The organism is Pseudoalteromonas sp. SR45-6 (assembly GCF_014163545.1).
In the GTDB taxonomy this organism is placed as follows: domain Bacteria; phylum Pseudomonadota; class Gammaproteobacteria; order Enterobacterales; family Alteromonadaceae; genus Pseudoalteromonas; species Pseudoalteromonas rhizosphaerae.
Genome location: NZ_JACJDM010000028.1, coordinates 37947 through 60387 on the forward strand (window position 1 = coordinate 37947; position 22441 = coordinate 60387).

The 22441-nt window shown below is 40.0% G+C and carries 16 protein-coding genes; 9 read left to right on the forward strand and 7 right to left on the reverse strand.

Annotation, left to right across the window (positions count from 1 at the left end):
• Positions 1 to 25 precede the first annotated feature (25 nt).
• From H5158_RS12955 to H5158_RS12975, 5 genes are read left to right on the forward strand one after another with little or no spacing between them, the layout of a single operon-like run.
• On the forward strand, positions 26 to 1252 hold the full coding sequence (locus H5158_RS12955; RefSeq protein ID WP_149982301.1) for an efflux RND transporter periplasmic adaptor subunit: 1227 nt from the start codon (positions 26 to 28) through the stop codon (positions 1250 to 1252).
• 11 nt (positions 1253 to 1263) lie between these two features.
• Positions 1264 to 1998, forward strand: a complete 735-nt coding sequence (locus tag H5158_RS12960; protein ID WP_149982302.1) for an ABC transporter ATP-binding protein — start codon at positions 1264 to 1266, stop codon at positions 1996 to 1998.
• Positions 1992 to 4385 (forward strand): ABC transporter permease, encoded by a 2394-nt coding sequence (locus H5158_RS12965; protein WP_182740164.1) that lies wholly within the window; start codon positions 1992 to 1994, stop codon positions 4383 to 4385. The genes H5158_RS12960 and H5158_RS12965 overlap by 7 nt, the downstream gene beginning before the upstream one ends.
• Positions 4378 to 6747 (forward strand): prolyl oligopeptidase family serine peptidase, encoded by a 2370-nt coding sequence (locus H5158_RS12970; RefSeq protein WP_182740165.1) that lies wholly within the window; start codon positions 4378 to 4380, stop codon positions 6745 to 6747. Before H5158_RS12965 ends, H5158_RS12970 begins: the two co-directional genes overlap by 8 nt.
• A gap of 1 nt (position 6748) precedes the next feature.
• Positions 6749 to 7279, forward strand: coding sequence for a sugar O-acetyltransferase (locus H5158_RS12975; protein WP_149982305.1), 531 nt, complete (start codon positions 6749 to 6751; stop codon positions 7277 to 7279).
• A gap of 67 nt (positions 7280 to 7346) precedes the next feature.
• On the opposite strand, the gene H5158_RS12980 is transcribed toward H5158_RS12975, so the two are convergent.
• The 3 genes from H5158_RS12980 to H5158_RS12990 form a co-directional block, all read right to left on the reverse strand.
• On the reverse strand, positions 7347 to 9743 hold the full coding sequence (locus H5158_RS12980; protein WP_182740166.1) for an ABC transporter permease: 2397 nt from the start codon (positions 9741 to 9743) through the stop codon (positions 7347 to 7349).
• 200 nt (positions 9744 to 9943) lie between these two features.
• Positions 9944 to 10660 (reverse strand): ABC transporter ATP-binding protein, encoded by a 717-nt coding sequence (locus H5158_RS12985; RefSeq protein WP_182740167.1) that lies wholly within the window; start codon positions 10658 to 10660, stop codon positions 9944 to 9946.
• Between the two features lie 11 nt (positions 10661 to 10671).
• Positions 10672 to 11925, reverse strand: a complete 1254-nt coding sequence (locus H5158_RS12990; RefSeq protein ID WP_182740168.1) for an efflux RND transporter periplasmic adaptor subunit — start codon at positions 11923 to 11925, stop codon at positions 10672 to 10674.
• A 225-nt stretch (positions 11926 to 12150) separates the two neighbouring features.
• On the opposite strand from H5158_RS12990, the gene H5158_RS12995 reads away from it, so the two are divergent.
• Entirely contained in the window at positions 12151 to 13560 is a 1410-nt protein-coding gene (locus tag H5158_RS12995) for a sigma-54 dependent transcriptional regulator (RefSeq protein WP_182740169.1), read from the forward strand.
• 2 nt (positions 13561 to 13562) lie between these two features.
• A complete protein-coding gene (locus tag H5158_RS13000) occupies positions 13563 to 14879 on the forward strand; it encodes a PAS domain-containing sensor histidine kinase (protein ID WP_182740170.1) in 1317 nt (438 codons plus the stop codon).
• Here the strand turns inward: H5158_RS13000 and H5158_RS13005 are convergent.
• Positions 14876 to 16156: an acyltransferase gene (locus H5158_RS13005; protein WP_182740171.1), complete on the reverse strand. Its 1281-nt coding sequence runs from the start codon at positions 16154 to 16156 to the stop codon at positions 14876 to 14878. The two genes, H5158_RS13000 and H5158_RS13005, sit on opposite strands and share 4 nt — an antisense overlap.
• A 182-nt stretch (positions 16157 to 16338) precedes the next feature.
• On the opposite strand from H5158_RS13005, the gene H5158_RS13010 reads away from it, so the two are divergent.
• Both H5158_RS13010 and H5158_RS13015 read left to right on the forward strand, forming a co-directional pair.
• A complete protein-coding gene (locus H5158_RS13010; protein ID WP_182730743.1) occupies positions 16339 to 17202 on the forward strand; it encodes a LytTR family DNA-binding domain-containing protein in 864 nt (287 codons plus the stop codon).
• A gap of 66 nt (positions 17203 to 17268) precedes the next feature.
• Positions 17269 to 18540 carry a LysM peptidoglycan-binding domain-containing protein gene (locus H5158_RS13015; protein ID WP_182740172.1) on the forward strand — a complete coding sequence of 424 codons (1272 nt, stop codon included), beginning with the start codon at positions 17269 to 17271 and terminating at the stop codon, positions 18538 to 18540.
• Positions 18541 to 18651: 111 nt separating this feature from the next.
• Here the strand turns inward: H5158_RS13015 and creD are convergent, their stop codons facing one another.
• The 3 genes from creD to H5158_RS13030 all read right to left on the reverse strand — a co-directional run bounded on the left by creD (position 18652) and on the right by H5158_RS13030 (position 22179).
• On the reverse strand, positions 18652 to 19950 hold the full coding sequence (gene creD, locus H5158_RS13020) for a cell envelope integrity protein CreD (RefSeq protein ID WP_182740173.1): 1299 nt from the start codon (positions 19948 to 19950) through the stop codon (positions 18652 to 18654).
• Between the two features lie 80 nt (positions 19951 to 20030).
• Positions 20031 to 21512, reverse strand: coding sequence for a two-component system sensor histidine kinase CreC (creC, locus tag H5158_RS13025; RefSeq protein ID WP_182740174.1), 1482 nt, complete (start codon positions 21510 to 21512; stop codon positions 20031 to 20033).
• Positions 21499 to 22179 (reverse strand): response regulator, encoded by a 681-nt coding sequence (locus tag H5158_RS13030; RefSeq protein WP_182740175.1) that lies wholly within the window; start codon positions 22177 to 22179, stop codon positions 21499 to 21501. The genes creC and H5158_RS13030 overlap by 14 nt, the downstream gene beginning before the upstream one ends.
• Between the last annotated feature and the right edge of the window lie 262 nt (positions 22180 to 22441).

Consider the following 22441-nt stretch of genomic DNA (forward strand, 5'->3'; position numbering starts at 1 on the left):
GGTAAGAATAACAAAAGGAATAACTATGAAATTTACATCCAAACTAATCTATCAAGGGTTGATAGGTTTATCTGTCGTTATGCTTATCTCTGGCTGGCAATTAGGCTTTGCAGATAATGCCGAAGTTATATCAAAAGACTCTGTCACCATTGCGAAGGTTGAGCGCGGTGATTTTTCAATTAAGGTTGATGGCTATGGTTCATTGCAATCAATCAATAAACGACTTCTCACAGCCACAAGTAATGCGGTGGTTGACGAAATAAAACTAAAAGCGGGTGCTGTGGTTAACCATGACACAGTGATCCTCACTTTAAATAACCCCGAGCTAGAAAGTAAGCTCCGCTTGGCGTTAGCAAAGCTTAAAAATGCCAAAACCCAAAAACGGCAAACCGTATTACTGCAACAGCGTGAGTTGTTAAATAACGAGTCAACCGTGTCAGAGCTAAAAGCACAATCTGAAATAGCCATGCTGCAAGTTGAAGCAGAACGTACACTGGCTAAATCAGGTATTGTATCGGGGATCAGCGCGAAGAAAAATGAGCTCGAAGCCAAACAGCTATCAAAGCGTATTAACCTTGAAGAATCTAAGCTTGATAAATTAGCACAGATGCAAAAAGAGTCGCTTTCAATTCAAGATGACTTAATAGCCCAAGCGCAAGACGAGTTTGATGTCGCCAAATTAATGGTAGAGCAACTTTCAGTTAAAGCGGGAATGAATGGTGTTATTCAACGCTTGCCTTTAAGTTTAGGGCAAAGTGTCAGTGCTGGCTCTGAACTGGCACTAATAGGGAGCCTCTCCCCTCTAGTTGGTGAAATAAAAGTACCGCAAATTCAAGCTCATTTAATTCAAATAGGTATGACAGCCCAAATTAGCACGTTGAATGACCAGGTGCGCGGCCAAGTAGTGCGTGTAGATCCTGTGATCAGCGACGGTGCTGTACAAATTGATATTGAGCTCGAGGTTTCTGAATCAGACACCATGAAACCCATGCAACAAGTAGATGCGACTATTTTTGCCGATGTACAAAAAGAGGTGAATTATATAAAACAACCAACAGGTGCAAGCGAAGGCAGTCATGGCTCATTATTTAAACTCACAATGGATAACAAAGCCGTTAAAGTTGAAGTGCAATATGGCAAAGCATCTGGCCAGCTCATCCAAGTGTTGTCAGGACTTGAGCCTGGTGAACAAGTCATTATTTCTACATTAGATATCCCCGCTGAAACAACAACAATAAAAATTGCTGGTTAAGGAAGAATAATATGAATACTGAAATTTTAAGAGTTAATAACCTAAGCAAGTCTTTTTCTAATGGCGAACAAGTCAGTCAAATTTTAAAAGGGATTAGCTTTACCGTGTACGACGGCGAGTTTATTTCTATTTCTGGGCCTTCTGGTTGCGGCAAGTCAACACTCCTTAACATTATGGGGCTGCTCGACACCCCTCAAAGTGGTGAATATTACATTGACGGTTTACTCGTCTCTGATATGGACTCAAACCAACGTGCGAAAGTACGCGGTAATCGCATTGGCTTTGTGTTTCAATCGTTTAACTTAATTGATGAAATGACCGTACTTGAAAATGTCGCTTTACCATTAAAATATCGGGGAGACTCGCTATCTTCACGTCACGCAAGAGCGTTAGATTGCCTAGAAAAAGTAGGTTTGGCTGATAAAGCTGATTTACATCCGAATCAAATTTCTGGTGGTCAACAACAACGCGTATCGATTGCACGCGCACTAGCTGGCGATTCTGGCATCATGCTGGTCGATGAGCCCACAGGTAACTTAGACTCAAAAAACGGCGATGCAATCATGGCGTTAATAAAAGATCTTAATCAGCAAGGCACCACCATTGTATTGGTTACCCATGATCCCCGTTATGCCGATATGGCTACGCGCAATATCCAGTTAAGAGACGGTACTGTAGTTGCCCAAAACGATGAACTCGTGCCAAGCACACCTGCAAATGTAGAACAGGTTGCTCAGTCATGTTAAAAACTGCCTACAATACTTTTAAACGTGCCAAACAATACTATTTCACCACCGTTTTTACACTGGCACTTACACTGTCCATGGTGCTTAGTTCATTTAGCTTGGTTGATCTAGTGTTTTTCGCCCCACTACCTTATCAGCAGAGCGATAACTTATATTTGCTTGAAGGCACAATTAATTCTAAAGGTTATTCAGGGCCCGCTAGTAACTCAAAAATAATGAGCTACATACAGAGTGAAAATACCGTTTTTACTGATGTTGCTGCTTACCATCGATGGACTGACTACAAGCTACTAGATAAACCAACAAGACCTGCTGTGGACGTAATACTTGCCACACATAATTTATTTGATCTACTCGGCGTACAACCCAAACTTGGTCGGTTATTTAACAAAACAGAAGCACTCGGTACTCAGCAAATGTCGGTCGTATTAGGCTACCGCGCTTGGCAAACCCACTATAGTGGTGACCCGAATATTGTTGGTAAAAAAATACAGCTCAATCAACGTCGCTTTACCGTTGTTGGTGTCGCCCCCGATGATCTTATATTACCCACTTATAGCAATATAAATGATGCAATATGGCTTCCTATTGATGCAGACGAAGCTTTTAACCCTAAAACATCTAACGGTTTCATGGGCGCGTATAAGAGTGTTGTTAGATTTAAGCCCACAGCCTCAGAGCAAGAGATCACGGAACAATTAGCTGACTTATCACTTAAAGGTGCACAGTTACATGCCGCTGATATTTTAAAAGATTTTACTGTCAATGCGCGTGTTATTGCATTTAATGATGCACTTAGGGGTGACAGCGGTAAAATTGTATTAATGCTATTATTGGGTGTGTGCTTATTAATGCTCATTGCACTTATCAACCTTTCTAGTATGCAGCTCGCTAAAGCCATTACGCGCATCAAACCCCTTGCAATCAGCTTTGCATTTGGGGCAAGCAAAAAACAACTAATTATTGAAACGTTAAAACACAATATTTTACTTATTAGTATTGCAGTGTTACTTGCTTTAACACTTACTCAAATCGGCTTTATCGTTATTCAAAACCTAGCAGCTGACGCCATTCAACGTTTAGACACGCTTTCTCTTAGCTTTAATACTTTGTTATTTTCAGCTTTTCTAATTATTAGTATTGCCTCACTCTATTCATTTATAGAACTTAGTGTAGTGAAAGAGCAAAACTTAATGAGCAGCCTACAAAGCAGCGGTAAAGGCACGGGCAAGCAAATGAGTTCAGCCACCAGCCATTTACTTGTTGGTCTGCAAATTTTGTTTTCGTTTTTAGTATTAACCACTGCTAGCCACGTAGTTTTAGTAACACTTTCGGAAGCACTCAGAGATAACGGACTGGATACAGAAGGTAAATATTCATTAACAATAAACTATAGTAATGTCGATAAATCCGGCGAACGTATTAATTTACACAAAGCAATTAACCAAAGGTTGCTGGCGCTTAACAATGTGAGCAGCTTAGCTGTGTCATCCGAAATGAGGCTGCCAAAAACGGTTAATGTCAATCAAATATATAACGAAGCTGGACAGTATATTGCCCAAGCACGTAATAGCTTAGTAACTGCCAATTACTTTACTGAACTTAACTTAACGATAACGGGTAATGGCTTTGCCAAAGGGGATGAACAACTCGAAAACCCACCGATCATTATCAATCAACGCCTTGCAGATTTACTTAATAAAAACAGTAATGAAGTACTAAACAGTAAAGTGAGTTTTGATAATAAAAAATACTACTCAATCATAGGTATTGTCAGCAACACCTATGTACCGGGCAGCCCTGAAAGTGAAGACTTTGAAGTTTTTACACCTAAAGATTACCCTGGTTGGCAACAATTTACATATTTGATTACTGTTGCTGATGAAAATAATGCAATTGCCCATATTCAACAAGCAGTATTAGAAGTAGATCAACGATTAGACATTAATAACATAGCCTCTTTAACAAGTATGTTTGATGAAAAAAGGCAACGTCACTTAAATGCAGCATGGCTGGCTATTGTGTTGGCATCAACATCGCTGCTGATGGTGTGTATTGGCATAAACGGTATTGTTAGCTATTTAGTTAAAGTGCGCAGATATAGCTTAGGCGTAAAACTTTCTATGGGGGCTGACAATTATAGGTTACTAAAAGAAAGCTTATTAGAACTCATGCAACCCATAATAATGAGCTTAGTGTTAGCCTTTTCGTTGGCATTTTTAATTATAGGCTATTGTATGTCATTACCTGGGGTTGACCTGCCTATAGACTGGTGGTTAACAACGGTCATTTGGCTGGGTTTATTAGCGATATCAGTACTTGCCAGCTTTTTTCCGATCAACCAAACGTTACGACAAGATCCAATAAAGGCATTACGAAATGAGTAAACTTTATCTTATTATAGCGTTATGCTTCATTGCCTCATCATACGTTGAAGCTATTGAAATAGATAATAGTAAGTGGGCTAATCTCATAGAGTCTACAGGGCAAGAAACTATTTCATTATCACCAAATGGGGAGCTGGTTTTATTTTTACACCAAATTGAATACCCATCTATTGAATATTTATCTCAACAGCGCGTCGCATTAGCTGGTCTGGATTTTTATACTGATTTATCGAGCAGAGTTGATACTGACCAATATAGCCGCGCAACTTTATTTAATCTTGCAACAAACGCTAGAGAAGAAATTAAGACTCTAGAAGGAGTGATTGTCGATTTTAATTGGTCTCCTGATGCTAAAAAAGTCGCATTTTTAATTCAGCAGGGTGCCAATACAAACCTATGGTTGTACGATATAAATAACAATGTATCTAACAAACTAACAGATCTCAATTTATCCACAAGTCTTGGCGGAAGACATCTGCGATGGCTACCTGATGGCCAAAGTATTGTCGTCAAGCAGCGAAATTTGCCAATAAAGACATCTGAATATATACGTAAAAAACCCAATTTGTTGTCATCTGAGCTGCAAAAAGATCAAGGGCGGACCCATCAAAGCTTATTAATAAATGACGAGATGAAGAATCAGTTTACATCTATCAATCAAACCAAATTAGTGAAGATAGACCTCAATGGTAAAGTTTCTACATTAACTAAAAGTGGCTTATTTAATGATTTTTCCGTCTCTCCTGATGGTAAGTATTTACTGTATTCGATGCCACCGAGTGAGCTGTCATCTTATTTACCTTATAAAAAATGGGGGAGCGCTTATAATATCGTTAATATAGAAGAGCCAACTACCACATACAGCTTACCCAATTTAAACGATAAAATTAATCTACCTAAATCTAAAGATAGCGTACCTATTGGCGCTAGGTTAGTTAAATGGCTACCATCAGAAGACTCAACTGTGACTTGGGTCGAAGCGAGTGATAGAGGTGACATGTCTTTAGCTCAAACTTACCATGATCACATCTACAAACTGGTAAGTCCATTTGACGAGAATAAAAAACTGGTGCATCAAGTAAAATGGAGAGTTCACGATGTATTATGGGGCGTTTCAGGAATAGGTGTACTTCAAGAATGGCGCTATGATAGCAAACAGGCAAGAACTACCTTAATCAACGCCGAAACTTCTGTGAATTATTTAATCCATGAAAGAGATTATCGTGATAAGTTCAACGACTTTGGTGATCCACAGACTCTCCGTACGCCTGAAGGATATGAAGTTTTAGTTGAACAAGATAATTATTTATTTTTCTTTTCCTCAGGACAAAGTAAAGAAGGTATAAAGCCAATAGCTCAATCCTTTAATACATCGAATCACGTTGTTGAAACTATATTTTTAAGCAATGCTGACAATATAGAAATGCCCCTAAGAATCGCTAATGACACCTTAATAATAGAAAAGCAAAATAATACAAGCGCACCTCAATACTACGCATTAACGAGTAAAGGTTTCAAAAAACAGATTTCACTTTTATCAAGCGAAAATAAAAATAGTTTTGTTAACCAGCCACTTACTATCAATTACAACAGAAGCGATGGATTAAATCTGGTTGGAACGCTGCATTTACCTAACAATTATAAAAGGAATAAATCAGATAAAATCCCTGCTATTTTATGGATTTACCCCGATGAATTTAAAAACAAAAAACTGAGCCAGCAAAATACAGTACGCACGAATTTATTTAGAGAGTTTGATCCGCTAAGTCCCTTGGTATTTCTTCATGACGGTTTTGCCGTTTTCGAATCTCCCTCAATGCCAATCACTTCATTTAATGGGGGAGAGCCTAACGATGACTTCATTAATCAGATTCGTTTAAATGCCGAAGCTGCAGTCAATGCTTTAGAAGATACTGGCTCTATTGATATTCAAAGATTAGTTGTTATGGGGCATTCTTATGGAGCCTTTACTGTGGCTAACTTACTCGCGCATACAGATCTATTCAAAGCTGGTATTGCTCGAAGTGGTGCTTACAATAGGACTCTTACCCCTTTTGGATTTCAGGGTGAAAAACGTAATCTATGGCAAGCAAAGGAAACATATATTAATATATCCCCTCTAATTTATGCGGACAAAATAAATGAGCCTTTATTGTTAGTTCATGGTGAAAGCGATCAAAACTCGGGCACTTACCCAATGCAATCAATGAGAATGTATCAGGCACTAATTGCTAATAAAAAGACGACTCAGCTAATTATGCTTCCGTATGAAGGACATACATATCAAGCTAAAGAAAACCTATCTTACTTGCTCGTTCACCAGTCTGAATGGGTAAAGAAATGGCTAAACACTTCTGAATAATATGCTAAAACTATTTAATCCACGCCAAAAAGAGCTGCTTGAGCAACGCAAAACCGCCCATGAGACTTGCCGCTTGTTTAACAAAAGCCCCAGCAAAGGTAATTTAAAACGCATTAAGAGTTTATTTACTCAATGTGGTGAAGGCGTGATTATTGAGGCAGGCTTCCACTGTGACTATGGCTCGCAATTTGAAATTGGTGATCGTACTTTTATAAACATTAATTGTACGGTGTTAGATGCCCCCATTAGTGAGGGGGCAATTACTATTGGCAGTGATTGTTTAATTGGCCCGAACGTTCAACTATTGGCCGTATCTCATGCAGTCAATCCAGCCGAGCGACTCAATAAAGAGAACTTTGCAGCACCGATTACTATTGGCAATAACGTTTGGATTGGCGCGGGGGTTATTATTTTAGCAGCTATTACCATTGGCGATAATGCTGTTATTGGCGCAGGGTCGATAGTAACAAAAAATGTGGCAGCGAATACAGTTGTTGCAGGAAACCCCGCTGTTAAGATTAAAGATATTTAAGAGGCCTAAACAAGAAAAAGGTCTATCGGTGTTCTGATAGACCTTAAGTAGGGTTCTTTACTCGTTATTACTCATATCTTAGTGTTAACGATGGCCGTGTGCTGGCGGCTTTAAAGGCGAGGCTTGCAACCGTGAGCCAAGTAATTGCAGCAACACTTAGAGCTGCAACCAGATAAACCCACAGCGCTTGATCAACACGCTCATTAAAGTTGGCTAACCAATCGCCCACCAGCCAATAAGTTAGAGGAAAAGCGATTGCGATACTTGCGGCAACTAAAATCAAAAACTCTTTTGCTATTAAGTTCATAATGCTGATGCGTGATGCGCCAAGGACTTTGCGTACCGCGACTTCTTTTTGGCGACGTAGTACCGAGAATGATGCTAAGCCAAAGGTGCCCACGCACGCTAAAAATACGGCTAAACCAGAAAATAAAGTGACAAACTCGGTCGCTCGTTCATCATTACGATAAAGCGCACGGTAGTTTTCGCTCAGCATATCTATTTGTGAGTCGTGAATTGCGAGGTTCTCTTCTAAAATACTTGCAAGCTGCGCTTTAATAGGCAGTATTTTAGCAGCGTCCATGTCTACGATAACGCGGCCGTCCCAACTATTTGTGTAGCCACAAATTAAGATGGTAGAGGGCTGCGCGTCTTTAACACTGCCTACTTTAATATTTTTAACCACACCGACAACTGTTAAGATTAAATCTTTGCCATTGCCCGGACTTGTGCGCCATGTACTGCCAATTGCATCACTTGGTGTTGCATAACCGGCTTGTTTTACTAGCGACTCAGTCAATATGGCTGAAGCCGTTGCTTTAGTATCACTGACTTCACTAAACCAATCAGCAGCCATTTTTTCACTGAAATCTCGCCCAGCGACCAATGTTAGGCCCAATGTTTGGGCTATGTCGTTACCTGCGCCAATAATGGGTAAACTTTGTTTGGTAAATTGACCATTATCGGCCGTAAATGTAAGAGACGATTTATATGAGCCTGTTACATCAACATCCATAACGCTGACTTTGTTTACGCCATCAATCCCGTTAATACGATTTAGTAATGCTGTATTATTGTTGTGTAATATATCTTCAGCTGATATATCACTGATAACCAATTTACTTTCTTTGGTATAGCCCACTGGTAGAGACTGTAAATAAGCAAGCTGTTGTTGCAGCAATAAAGCGCCAATAATTAAACCGACAGATAATGCCGATTGTACAACTAATAAACCTTTTCTAACCGCAATGGCTGTGCGACCACGTTGCATGTCACCACTGAGCACTCTTTTTGCACTAAATGCTGACATAAACATGGCAGGATAGATCCCCGCAAGCAAACCAACTGATATTACAACAACAGCAATAGCGACGCCCAATAAAGAGTTATAATTAAGCGATAACTGCCTATCGACTAATTGATTAAAAGCAGGTGTTAGCAATTCAACCAACATACAGGCAATTAATGCTGCAATAATGGTAATAAGTAATGACTCGGTTAAAAACTGGCTTATAATTTGTAATTTACTCGCGCCAAGTGCTTTACGTACACCCACTTCCTTGGCACGTTTTGCCGATTGAGCAATACTCATATTAATAAAATTAAACGCAGCTAAAAGTACCAATAAAATACTCAAACCAATACAAATCCGCAGCGTTGAAAGCGAGCCATTCTTTTTCATTTCATAGTTAGAGTTGGAAGTTAAATGAATAGACGTTAGCGGATGTAATGTCATTTTTGCTAAATTTGGGTTTTCGTAAGCAATTTTCATGTAGCGTTGCTCAATAGTCTCTGCCAACTTTTCAACATCAGTACCTGGTTTTACTCGAATATAAGAGGCACTATTCATGTTTTGATATTGAGTATTGGCTGGTAACTCTTTAATTAACCCTTGAAAAAAGAAGTGCGTATTTTCAGGTAAATCAGCAAATACCGCCCCAACCTGCCAACGTTTACTCCCTTGTATTAAGGTTTCACCAATAATGTCCGTGCGGCCAAAAATACGTATAGCGTACTGCTCACTCAATGCGAGCATATTTGGTGTAGTAAGCACTTTGGCTAAGTCGCCTGCAACTAAGTCAATATTCACAAAATCAGCTATATTGGTGCTTGCCGACGCAATACTTTCTAACTTATAACCCACATCATCACGCACAAATTCAGCACCAGGCGGACTAGGCTCTAGTGATAGTATGTCTTCTATTTCAGCCATGTCTTTAAAGGTATTCATAAGATCTTTGTTGGTCATCGGCCCGCCAACCCCTAAAGATGTAAAATACTGATTAACACGATAAACACGCTCCGCATTGGGTTGCTGCTTATCATAAGACGCTTCGTAAAAGGCAAACATAGCCACTAAAATAGCCGCCGCTAAACCAATACTTAAACCAAGTACATTGAGCAAAAAATGTTGTTTTTGCTGCTTAAATGAGCGCATTGCGGTCATGATATAATTTTTAAACATTATCAAATTCCTTCTTACCCCAAGGGGTTAGAACAAAAACAGTTGGCAAGCCACAAAATCACTTACCATATCACTGAGGTACACATAAGACAGATCATGTTTGAGTGCAAAAGCACTTAATGTAATAAATAAGATTGCTGCACTAGATCTTATCAATTGCACAGCAACATGCTGCAATAAGTAACGATAGTAAACGAGCATTACGCAACAACAGCATCCGCAACACTTGATGATTGTTGCTGTAAATTCGCTTTATCAACCATCACTTGGCCATCAAGTAAGCGCACTAAGCGATCAGCGTAATTACCTTCTTTCTCTGAGTGGGTAACCATAATAACCGTGGTACCTTCTTTATTTAATTCACGCAACATCGCCATGACTTCATCACCATTTTTAGAGTCGAGGTTACCTGTTGGCTCATCGGCTAATATAAGCTTTGGATTGATGACTAATGCACGCGCAACGGCTACCCGCTGCTGCTGACCACCTGACAGTTGCTGTGGTAAATGCTCGCCTCGGTGATCAATACCTACGCGTTTTAAAATGGCTTCAACGCGATCTTTGCGCTCGCTTTTGCTTATTTTTTGATACTGCAATGGCAGCTCTACATTCTCAAATACTGTTAACTCATCAATCAAGTTAAAGCTTTGAAATACAAACCCTATTGAGGCTTTACGCAGCTCTGCTAACTGCTTTTCGCTATAGCCTGCGATGTCTGTTCCAGCAAATTCAAAGCTACCTGCACTTGGTGAATCCAACATACCTAAAATAGACAGCAAAGTTGATTTACCACAGCCAGAGGGCCCCATAATCGCTAAAAAATCGCCTTCGGTTACGGTTAAGTTAATATTGCTTAGCGCTGTTGTTTCAACATCTTGAGTACGAAACATACGGCTTAAATTAGTTAGTTTGATCATTGTTATTTTCCTTAAAATTGTAATTGCTGTGCTTTATCAAAGTTGCTGTAGCTTGAGGTAATCACTTGATCCCCAGCATTGAGCCCTTCAAGCACTTCAAAATAGTTTTGATTCTTTTTGCCTAAGCGAATATCACGACGCACTGCTTTATCACCACCTTGCTCAATAACATAAACCCAGTTACCGCCCGAGTTGGTGAAAAAGGCGCCACGTTTAAGCAGTAAGGCATTGTTTTTGTCATCCCCTAGCATTAACTCAATATCAATGCTTTGGCCGCGCTTAATGCTTTTGGTGTTATTTGGTAAATCCACTTCAATTTGAAATTGCGACTGCTGTACGCGGCTATCAATTTTGCTCACCTTGGCGTTCACTGTGCCGCTTTCAAGTTCAATCATCACGGTCATATCACGCTGTACTTGGTTTAAATAAAACTCATCAAGGCGTATCACTAATTTATATTCATTTGGAATATCAATTTGGCCTAATCGCGCGCCACTGTTTTTAGATTCACCAATTTCCACATCAAGCTCGCTTAGGTAGCCTGAAACAGGTGCTTTGATTAATAAATTGTCGAGATTTCGACGCGCAAACTGCAGGTTTTTTTCAAGCATTTTAGCGCTGTCTGATAACTGTGCGACTTGCACCTCACGGATTGAGTTTTCTTGCTTTTGGCGCTCAATAGAGAGCTCTTTACGAGCTCGGTAATAATCTAAATCTTCTTCTAGCTCTGCAAGTTGATCCTGCGCTAATACGCCACTTTTAACTAAAGGTTTAGTTTGCTTTAAACGACGGGTAAGGTTTGTGATCTTTAGTTCGACTTCCAATAAGTCACGGCGTAGGTTTAACCGGCTGGTTTCCATGGTCATTTGCGTATTACGTAAAAAATTAAGCTGTTCAGTTACTTGTGCTTCGCGGCTCATTACATCAAGTTGCAAGTTAGTATTGCTTAAGCGCACCAAGGGTTGGCCTTTCTCAACATATTCGCCTTGCTCAACTAAACGCTCCTCAACTTGCCCACCGGCGATGGTATCAAGGTAAATACTGGTTTTTGGTACCACTTGACCGCGTAAGCTTAAGGCATCTTTAAATGCACCTTGTTTCACCGTGCTAACGGTTAAGCTACTGCGCTCAATATTCTGGCTACGACCTGTATTACCTGTTTGTGTAAACCCATACGCAGCGGCAGCAACACCCAATGCCAATGCTGCAAAGGTGAATTTCTTTAAATACTTTTGAGTAAATGAGCGTTCTATTTTCTTATCCATGTTGGCCACCTTGATACAGGTTTAATAAACTAATTACCGATAGTTATTACAAACGCTGTGCCAACTTTATTTAATATTAAAATTCAATACCTTATAATTAAATGAAATTATTATTATGTTTGTAGTGTCCGTTAATAGAACACTTTTTTATTTTATAAACGTCCATTTATGGACACTGTTCCTTTTTTGTTTTAGGCTAAATAAAACTCTATAAAAATAAAAATCATGAAACACACAGGCTCAATTTTAATTGTTGATGACAACCCCGATATTCTCATCGCCGCACGGCTCTTGCTAAAACAGCATTACCAAAGCGTTAAAACCACTGACAACCCATTTGATATTGCAGACATCATTAACGAGCAACGCAAAGTTGATCAGCCAATCGATGTGATCTTACTCGATATGAACTTTACCCAAGACTCCATCAGCGGCAAAGAAGGCTTTTATTGGCTGAAAAAAATCATCGAGCAAGATGCAAATATTGTTGTATTACTAATGACTGCCTACGGCGATATTCAACTTGCAGTAGATGCAATTAAAGCGGGGGCCTCTGATTTTATTGCCAAGCCTTGGCAAAACGAGCAATTACTTGGCGCTGTGGCGGCGGCTTTTTCACATGCCAAAGACAAACAGCAAGTAGGTCAACTAACTCTTCAGAAGGACGGCCTTAATCAAGTACTCAATAATCAGCCATTTGAGTTTTTAGGTCAAAGCGCCGCTATGCAGCAGGTATTCACCACCATTGAAAAAGCCGCACAAACTGATGCCAATATACTGATCACCGGCGAAAGCGGCACAGGTAAAGAACTCACCGCGCATGCCATTCATCAAGCAAGTATGCGCCATAATCAAACCTTTATGAGTTTAGACATGGGTGCTGTGGCACAAAACCTATTTGAAAGTGAGCTATTCGGCCATAAAAAAGGCGCATTTACCGATGCCAAAAGCGATCGAATTGGTAAATTTGAACTTGCCCAAGACGGTAGCTTATTTTTAGATGAGCTGGGTAATTTACCACTTGAACACCAAGCTAAATTACTGGCTGCACTACAAAATAGGCAAATAACACCAGTTGGCGGCAGTAAAGCGATTGATATTGATATTCGCCTTATTTGTGCCACTAACGATAACCTTGAGCAAGCAGTTATTGACGGGCGCTTTCGCCAAGATTTGCTATACCGGATAAACACCGTTGAAATTCGGCTACCGGCACTGAGAGAGCGCAGTGATGACATTCCATTATTAGCTAATTACTATCTAAAACACTTTGCGCAAAAATATAAACGCGACTTAACCATTAGCGATGATGATATGAATGCACTTTGCCAATACGCGTGGCCAGGTAATGTACGTGAATTGGCTCATGCTATAGAACGTGCTGTTATTTTAACTGAAGGAGATACACTAGATATAAGCTCAGTGGTTGGTAATACAACCGCACTTAGCACTGGCAATAGTGGTCAGGCGCTAAAAAGTGAGACTGAATACGATACCTTTGATTTAGATATTCTCGAGCAACGCACAGTTCGCGCAGCACTGAAGCACCATCAAGGTAATGTTAGTCATGCAGCCAAAGCGCTTGGTTTAACTCGCGGCGCGATGTATCGTCGCCTTGAAAAGTATAGGCTATAATCATGCGTGCTAATTTATTGCTTTCGTTTAATATTATCGCACTTATAAGTGCAAGTGCATTGCTTAGTTATGCATTACAAAAGCATGGTTTTTCAGCGACGACATTATTAATAATTTTAGTCGCCGTGGCGTTAATAGCGCATATTTTTACGCTATTTAAGCGACAACAAAAACAAGCAGAAATGGTGATCCGCGCCTTAGCCAATGGCGACAGCACCTTAGGTCTTGGCCAACAACACCCAATGCTTAAGCAATTTGAGCAAGTAAAAACGCAAATGCAAACAGCACGCTTTAATGCCGAACAACAAGCGCAGTTTTTGCAAGCACTGCTTATTCATGTTGATTTAGCGGTTATGGTATGTGATGACAATGGTGAGGTGATCGAATCAAACCCAGCAGTCAGCAAACTACTGGGTAAAAGCTTCCAGCATCTACGAGAATTAGGCGCTGTTGGTGAACTAATTTTGAACGCCAAGAACAATATGCGCAGCACCACCTATTGGCAAAATGGCGAGCAGCACGACACGCTTTCTATCCAACTCAGTATCGCTGAAATACAAGGCAAAGTGCGCCGCGTAGTAAGCCTACAATCAATTCATGACCAACTACAACTCAAAGAACAACAAGCGTATAAACGCCTAACTAAAGTACTTACGCACGAAATTGCCAACTCTATTACTCCGCTTTCATCGTTAGCTGATACGTGCAGTAATTTACTGCCACAAGAACTGTGTTTTATTAATATTGAAGATAAACAAGACTTACAGCTTGCGCTAAGTACCTTAGCATCAAGAACGGCACATTTAGGCGACTTTATTGCTCGTTTTCGCCAAGTTAGCAGCTTACCTAAACCCAATTTAGCGCCTGAAAATTTAGCCGATATGCTATCGCGTATTGTCACCTTGCATCAACAACAGTCGCGTGAGCTGCAAATCAATATAGAACTTACAATTAAAAGCCAGCAATTAGTGATGCTAGACAGTAGTCAAATAGAGCAAGTATTAGTAAATCTTATAAAGAACGCATTTGAAGTGCTAAGCAGCAACAAAAAATATAACGCGCAAAGCCCCGCTCAGCCAAACATCAAGCTCAGCTTGGCACAAAACGCCAGCCAACAACTCTATGTTGAAGTGAGCGATAATGGCCCAGGCATCAGCGAACATGTGGTGGATATGATCTTCGTACCATTTTTTACCACTAAACAACAAGGATCAGGTATTGGCTTGAGCCTATCAAGGCAAATTATGCTCAACCACGGCGGTGATTTAATTTATGTACCAAAACCACAAGGCGCATGCTTTAGATGTGTGTTTGGTTAAATTAACTTAAAGATCAGTGGGCTTACCAATATAAGCCCGTAGCAAAAGCCCGCTTTAACTTGCCATGCTTTATATTTACCTGTGACTTTAATCCCTATAAATGGGCTTAATAGATCGATACGACGCGCACCAATAAACACCAACCAACAAATAATGAAAGTGAGGCTGAGTATAAATAATGGCTCCACCAAACCACCTAATTGCAGTTCAGACAAATAAAAGGCTAAGCCAATAATCACACTTTGATGTAATAAATAAAAAGGGAATACTGCACAGTTTAGTAAAGCCAGTTTAGGGTGATCGTGATTCAAAAAACGTTGTGCAAGTGCCAACATAAATAATACACCGACTAATCGTTGCGCGGTATACAGCATATCCATGCTGGTAATTTGCCATTGGCTGGCGGCAGGATTTTGCCAAATCATGTGATAACCCAGCACGACAACTAAATAACCTAAAATGAATACCACTAATAACGCCTGCCAGTGACGTAGCAGTTGGCTGTAAAATGCAGGCTGCCAAGCAAGCAAGTAACCGTAAAGTAAAAACAACGCGCCCATGGGGTATCGGAATGTATCACTCGGCCAGCTCAGTTTTAAAATACACAGCGGCAATAGCAATACAATAAAAACAATAACTAACGATCGCTCACATAAACGCGTGATTACTGCTTGCACAGTAGCGTGATGAAGCAGCGGTATCATTAACACCAGCAATAAAGTAAATTGCCATAACGAACGTAAGTACCAAAGATGGTTTACATCAACATGTGGCCAAATACCTGCTTGGTAGTGATTAAATAAAGGGTTAGTTAAATCAAAGAACTGCTGGTAGAACTGCCAAAAGCTCATAGCTAAACCAACCTCTTGGCTCATTTGCGCATAAAGCTGAATCGGCACTATAAACCAAATGCCAAACAATAAAGGCAGTAATATTTTTACACTGCGCGTAATTAAAAACATATCTAAACTAAAGCGCGCAATAATAAAGCGCAGCGCTACTCCTGAAATAAACCAGATTAGTCCCATTCGCCACGGTGACAGTAACAACATGACATTTTCAACACTGCTAGACAAATACTGGCTTTTAAAATGAAATCCCCAGTTTTGGCTGTATAACATGCCGGTGTGATAAAAAATTAATAAACCAAACGCAATCACCCGTAGCCAATCAAGATCATAACGGCGCTTTGGCAGTTCATCATGCTGATTAAATACATTTAGCCATGGCTGTAATAGCGTACGTGTTGTGTTTTTAATTACTATTTTAAGTTTCATGGTAGATTTAGCTTACGACTAATTAATAACAAATATGAACAAAAATCTGCGTTAAGCAATCAGAAAAGGCTGATAAAACAGTCAGTAGGGATAAACGGTGGATATCAGGGATGATAAGTTTGGTGATCTATCACTATCTTGCTAGTCTAATTATGGTCTTTTAAAGAGTAACAATAATAATGATCTCCTTAACGCATTTTCAGCGCTACCAGAGATGGTATGCGGCATTATTTTTATCTAGTTATATTTTTATCAACAATACTATAAATGCCAGCTCAAACATTATGGAAGCCCAGCGAGATGGCGAACTCCCATTTATGATCTGGGAGCCGTTTGTATGGGAATATTCCAGCGCTATTGGCACCTTGTTGTTGTTTCCCGCTTTAGTTAGGCTATTAAAAACCCAGCCTTTTAATTGGCAAAAAATCCCCCGCTCATTACTGCTATATCTGCTGGCAAGCATTGCTTTTTCGTTATTGCATATTGGCATTATGGTCACCATTCGCAAGCTCATTTACACCGTACAAGGCATGTATTATGACTTTGGTTTGGTCTGGTTTGAATTACTTTATGAATACCGCAAAGACTTGTGGGGGTTCTTATTTTTAATTGCTGTTATTAAAACCTATCAATATGTAGTGAGCCAATTAAGTGGTGAAGCAGCACCGATCAGACAAGGCGAAGATACGCCTGAAAATTTAAATTTCGATAGACTACTGGTAAAAAAACTGGGAAAAGAATTTATTGTCCGCGTAGCACAAATAGACTGGCTTGAATCTAGCGGTAATTATGTAAATCTACATATTGATGCAAGAATTTACCCGTTACGTGCAACTATGAGCCAACTTATAACTCAGTTAGAACCGCAAGGGTTTTGCCGTATTCATCGCTCCCATGGCGTTCGGTTAGATGCGATTGAATCAATCACGCCACTACCGAGCGGAGACAGTGAAGTAAAACTTACAACCGGCAAAGTACTTAACTTATCGCGTCGCTATAAAGAGCAATTTAAGGGACAGTTAAATTCAACTACAAGTCATTCTTAACTCACGCTATGTTAAGCTAGCCTGATTTAGGTTAACCGCATTTATATTTTCGGAGTAGTTTAGTACGTGTCTTTAAATCGATTTATCCGCATTCTGCCATTGGTTGTTATTTTATCCGGTTGTGAAACCACACCCGAACAACCATCTTCACAACCTGATATTAAGGCTAACCCAAATATTGTTGTTAAAGAACAAAACGAAAATATTGAGCAAATAGCTCCCTTAAGTCCTCAGGAACTCGATGGTGTGTGGCAACGCATCCGAGCGCAGCTTACATTTTCCAATTCTAGCCACCCAGATGTGCAACAACGCATTGCATGGTATTTATCTCACCCAAACTATATGGATGAAATTAGTCGCCGTGCTGAGCCTTACCTTTATTATATTGTCACAGAGGTTGAAAAGCGGAACTTACCCATAGAATTAGCGTTAATGCCGCTAATTGAAAGTGACTTTGATGCCAGTGCCTATTCGCACAAGCATGCATCTGGGCTTTGGCAATTAACGCCTGCCATTGCTAAGTACTTTAAGGTAAAAATTAGCCCTTGGTACGATGGCCGCCAAGATGTGATCGACAGTACCCGCGCTGCTCTGGATTTTATGGAGTACTTATACAAACGCTTTGATGGTGATTGGTATCACGCTATAGCAGCCTATAACTTAGGTGAAGGCCGTGTACTTAGAGCGATCAGCAACAATAAAAAGCAAGGTAAACCAACTGACTTTTTCAGTTTAAAACTCCCTCAGCAAACCAGTCAGTATGTACCTAAACTACTTGCTGCGGCACAATTATTAAAAAGCCAAAAAATGGCGTTCCCTGCAATAGCAAATAAAGATGCAATTGCCAAAATAGCCATTTCTGGCTCAGTTATTTTAGATAATAAAGCCCAATGGCAACAGTTAGAGCCCTTAAACTACGGGGTCATTCGCTTTCCGGCGATTATTGATGCACCGCATCTCGTCGTTCCTGCTAGTGAGCAAAAGCAATTTGAGACTATGATTGCTGATCAAGATTCTAACGACTACAGCCAATGGCAACATTATACAGTTAAGCGTGGCGATAGTTTGAGCGTGATCGCTAAGCGCTACAAAGTAACTGTAAGCCAACTAAAAGCATTTAATAATTTGAAAAATAGTACCATACGTATTGGTCAAAAATTAGTGCTACCGCAGTTAGCCGATACGCAAATAGAGCATAAGGTTAAATCTGGCGAAAGCTTGTGGAAAATAGCTAACCATTACAAAGTCAGCATCACTAAGCTAAAACAATGGAACAGCCTTTCAAGCGATCGCTTAAAAATAGGCGATAAGCTAACCGTATTTTTATCAGCAAGTTAATAACATGAACGCTGGATAATAAGCCTATCTTCAGCGGCTATATGCAATGCTAACTGTGTTAGGCCTGAATAATTAAAGGGCTGCAATCATGCAGCCCTCTGCAAACAGTGATTAATCATCAGCTTGTGATTTAGTGTGGTACCAATTTACTGTGCGGGTCAGCATCATAATCAAACTTAGCACTACAAACACCAGTAAACTACCCATCAACAATGCGTAATCTTCTGCGCTTAATAGTCCGTAAAGTAAGCTGTATAAAAACAGAATAGCAATCAGAAACAACCCACCATGCTTAGTATTTTTCAACATTCCGGCCACATAAATACTTAGTAATAATGAAGAAGCTAATGCTGATAATAAGTAAGCAAGGTTAAATCCTAGGTGTTCACCAAGTGATATTAACAATAAGTAAAAAACGGCCAATGCTAAACCGACAAAGCCATATTGCACCGGATGAACAGGTTCGCTGCGAAGCACTTCGAGTAAAAAGAAGCTGGCAAATACCAATATCAGCACTAAAATTGCGTAGTTACTGGCACGATAGCTTTTTAAATAATGATCAACACCATCAACAAGATTAACTCCCATGCTACGTTGCTTAAATTGCTCGCACTGATTTTGAAAAACGCAATGCTGAAACAGCTCTTTTAAGTTGGTAGCAAAATAATTTGTTTGCCAGTTGGCAGTAAAGCCTTGCTTTGAAATACTTGAGTCGATAGGTAAGTAATCGCCAACGAAACTTGGATGTGGCCAATCGGCTTGCATGCTAAGACTGGTTTCTTTGCCGATAGGAGCAATAGCTAGTTTACGCATTCCTTGTAGATTTAAATCAATTTGATAATCCAACATCTGTTGCTCTAGTAAAGCACTAAAATCGAGCTCAATATTAACGCCTTCGGGTAATTGCGCCAGCTTAGTGCCAGGCTGCAACGCATATTCTTGGTTATTTATGCGCATTGTACTGCCCTGACCAATACCGCGAATATCTTTAATCGCCATCACCATATGCACCTGTTTTATCTTTTTACCGGCTAATTCATTTAAAGCCTCGGTATTAAATTGGCCTGCAAAGTGATTCTCGGAGCGATATAGTAACGCCTTATAAATACCTCGGTATTTTTCAAAAGAAGATAATTCACTGTTTATAGTTAATGTTTCAGGTAGCAATAACAGCGTTTTTAACTGTTCAGTGGTGTTGCCTTCCACGGTGTGAGTTTCTATAAATTGCACTTGAATAAACGGCCCAATGACTTGTTGCTCACCGCTGCTGCTTTTAGCAATATCAGCTTGCACTTGTTGCTGATGTTCTGCACGTTCATCAATTAGGTTTTGGATCATAAAGATAGGCACTAATAACAGTACAATTAGGCCTATGATGATCACCAACTTCGTTTCAATTTTTTGTTTCATTATTATCTTTACTCCCTATTTAATATAGGAACTAGAGTAATCGACAAAAGTGGATTTTAAATGGTGCTTATATGGAGTCTTTATGGAGTTGGTAAAAACAGCTTAACGGATACGCCCTGCGGGGTATTATGGATGTCTAATTTTCCTTTATGCAACTTAACCACTTGTTCTACAAAGTTAAGCCCAAGGCCGGTACTTTTTTGTCCATTACTTCTGGCAAGCGAATAAAAACGTTCGGTTACTCTCTTTAACGCATAATCAGGTATCTTCGGGCCAGTATTTTCGACGTTAATACAAAGCTCTCCTGCGGTTTGCGTGACCGTAATATTGATTTTCCCCTGTTCACATACAAAATCCAACGCGTTTTCAAACAAATTATACAAGCCTTGCTGTATTAAAAATTGATCCCCCACAAAAGCAACTTTGTTATCGCATACAACACTTAACTCTACTTGTTTGGTCATTAGCCTGCTGATACAAGAGGCTTTTATCTGCGCTAATAAAGCAGGTAAATCAATTAATTGCCGCTGTTCAAGTTCTGGGAGTTGCTCAAGCTTTGTTAGAGCTAACAACTTATCAATCAATTGCTGCATGCGCGTAGCTTCGGTTTCAATATTCTGAGCAAACAACTGTTGTTTATCTACCGTGGTAGGGGTTTGTAATATTTCACTGGCTCCTTTGATTGCTGACAATGGACTTTTTAACTCATGCGTTAGAGTTTGCACATAATTTTCTACGTAACGCTTACCATCAAGCTGACGACGCATATTTTCAAGGGCATCACTGAGTAAGCTATATTCATAAAAAACTCTAAAGGTGGGTTTACTGGTTTTTTCACCGCGCCCCATTTTATCAGCATAGTCTGCAAGCTTATATAACGCAGTATTTATACGCCACGCGATTAACGCACCAATGATAAGCGCGAGTACGCTCATTAACGCTAACCAAGTTAATACCCGATACCTGGAAATATCAATAAATGGCTGTACAGAACGGTTCGCTTTAGCAACTGTGACACTGCCAATGATCTCATCGTTATACATGATTGGTGCAGCAACATGCATTACTGTTGATAGCGGATCATTGGGGTCTAATGCAGTTGAACGTGCCCCGTACTCACCACGTAAGGTGAGGTAAACGTCATTCCATTTAGAGAAATCATTACCAACATCCTGCTGCCATGAATCCAGCACTACAATCCCTTGTTGATCGGTTATATAAACTCGGTGATTAACTGATTTTTTTTCAACACCCCAAATCGCAGCATCGGGATCACGCAAACCATAAAAGTTGATTTGCTTAGCAAAAGCGCTCTGTGCAATATCGCCGTTCGCCATTGGGTTGCTTGCTATTACAGCCAGCATGTTTGCCATATCGACCAGTGTTTCTTCACTCGCTTGGCGTACCGTTGGCTTGATCTCTCTCATAACTGTTGAGCTAACCAAGTAAGCGGTTAAAATCACTAATACAAAGTAGAGTAAAAACAGCCTCAGTCCAAGCGGGATCTTAGGCCATCTTTTAAGACGAGCAAATACCGTATTTGTTGGCTTAGGTAGATTCATAGTAATAACCAAAACCACGTTTAGTATGAATACATTCCGGAGCCGATACTGCGCGTAATTTATTGCGAATAGCCTTGATGTGACTATCTACATTACGAGCATAGATAGCATCTTGGTGATTTTGCGCCGACAACAATAATTGCTCACGGGAGAATACTTGGCGAGGATGGCTAATTAACTTATCCAGCAATTTAAATTCCAATGCTGTGAGAGCCAATGCTTGGTTTTGGAAATGATAATCAAAATTTTCGGCATAAAGGCCTGAGGCTTGTTCTGAAGAGATGGATACTTTACTCGCAGCTTCGCTATGTCTAATTCTAAGTTTAACCCTTGCAAGCACTTCTCGCGGGCTAAATGGCTTAGTAACATAATCATCGGCGCCTATTTCTAATCCCACAACACGATCAATTTCATCATTTCGGGCGGTAAGAAAAATAATTGGAACCGCTGAGAACTCTCTTATCTGTTTGCACAACTCAAAACCATTGGCATCAGGCAAACCAACATCCAAAATCACCAAGGCAGGCATATTGTTTTTAATATATTCAAGCCCCTCACCCGCTGTAGCAAACCACTGCACAGCAAAGCCATCTATTTCTAGAGTATGGATCAGTGTATCAGCGATCGCTTTCTCATCTTCAATGATCACAACCTGCGCAGTTGTCATGCAATTAATTCCTTTACTACAGCAAATTAGCAATGTTTATAGTTACAGTAACTATAAAGGCAGTCAATAGTTAGGTTTACGAGTTTATATTTTCTTATGGGGAGCGCGAGTTTTTTAAGATTAAAAAGTGGCAGTACACGCATGTCAAAGGTTAACGCTGACGGCTCGAAGCCAATAGCTTTCCTGCAGACGTAAAAAAGCCGCTTCATTTCTGAAGCGGCTTTCTCAATTTGGAGCCTGGCAATGTCCTACTTTCACATAG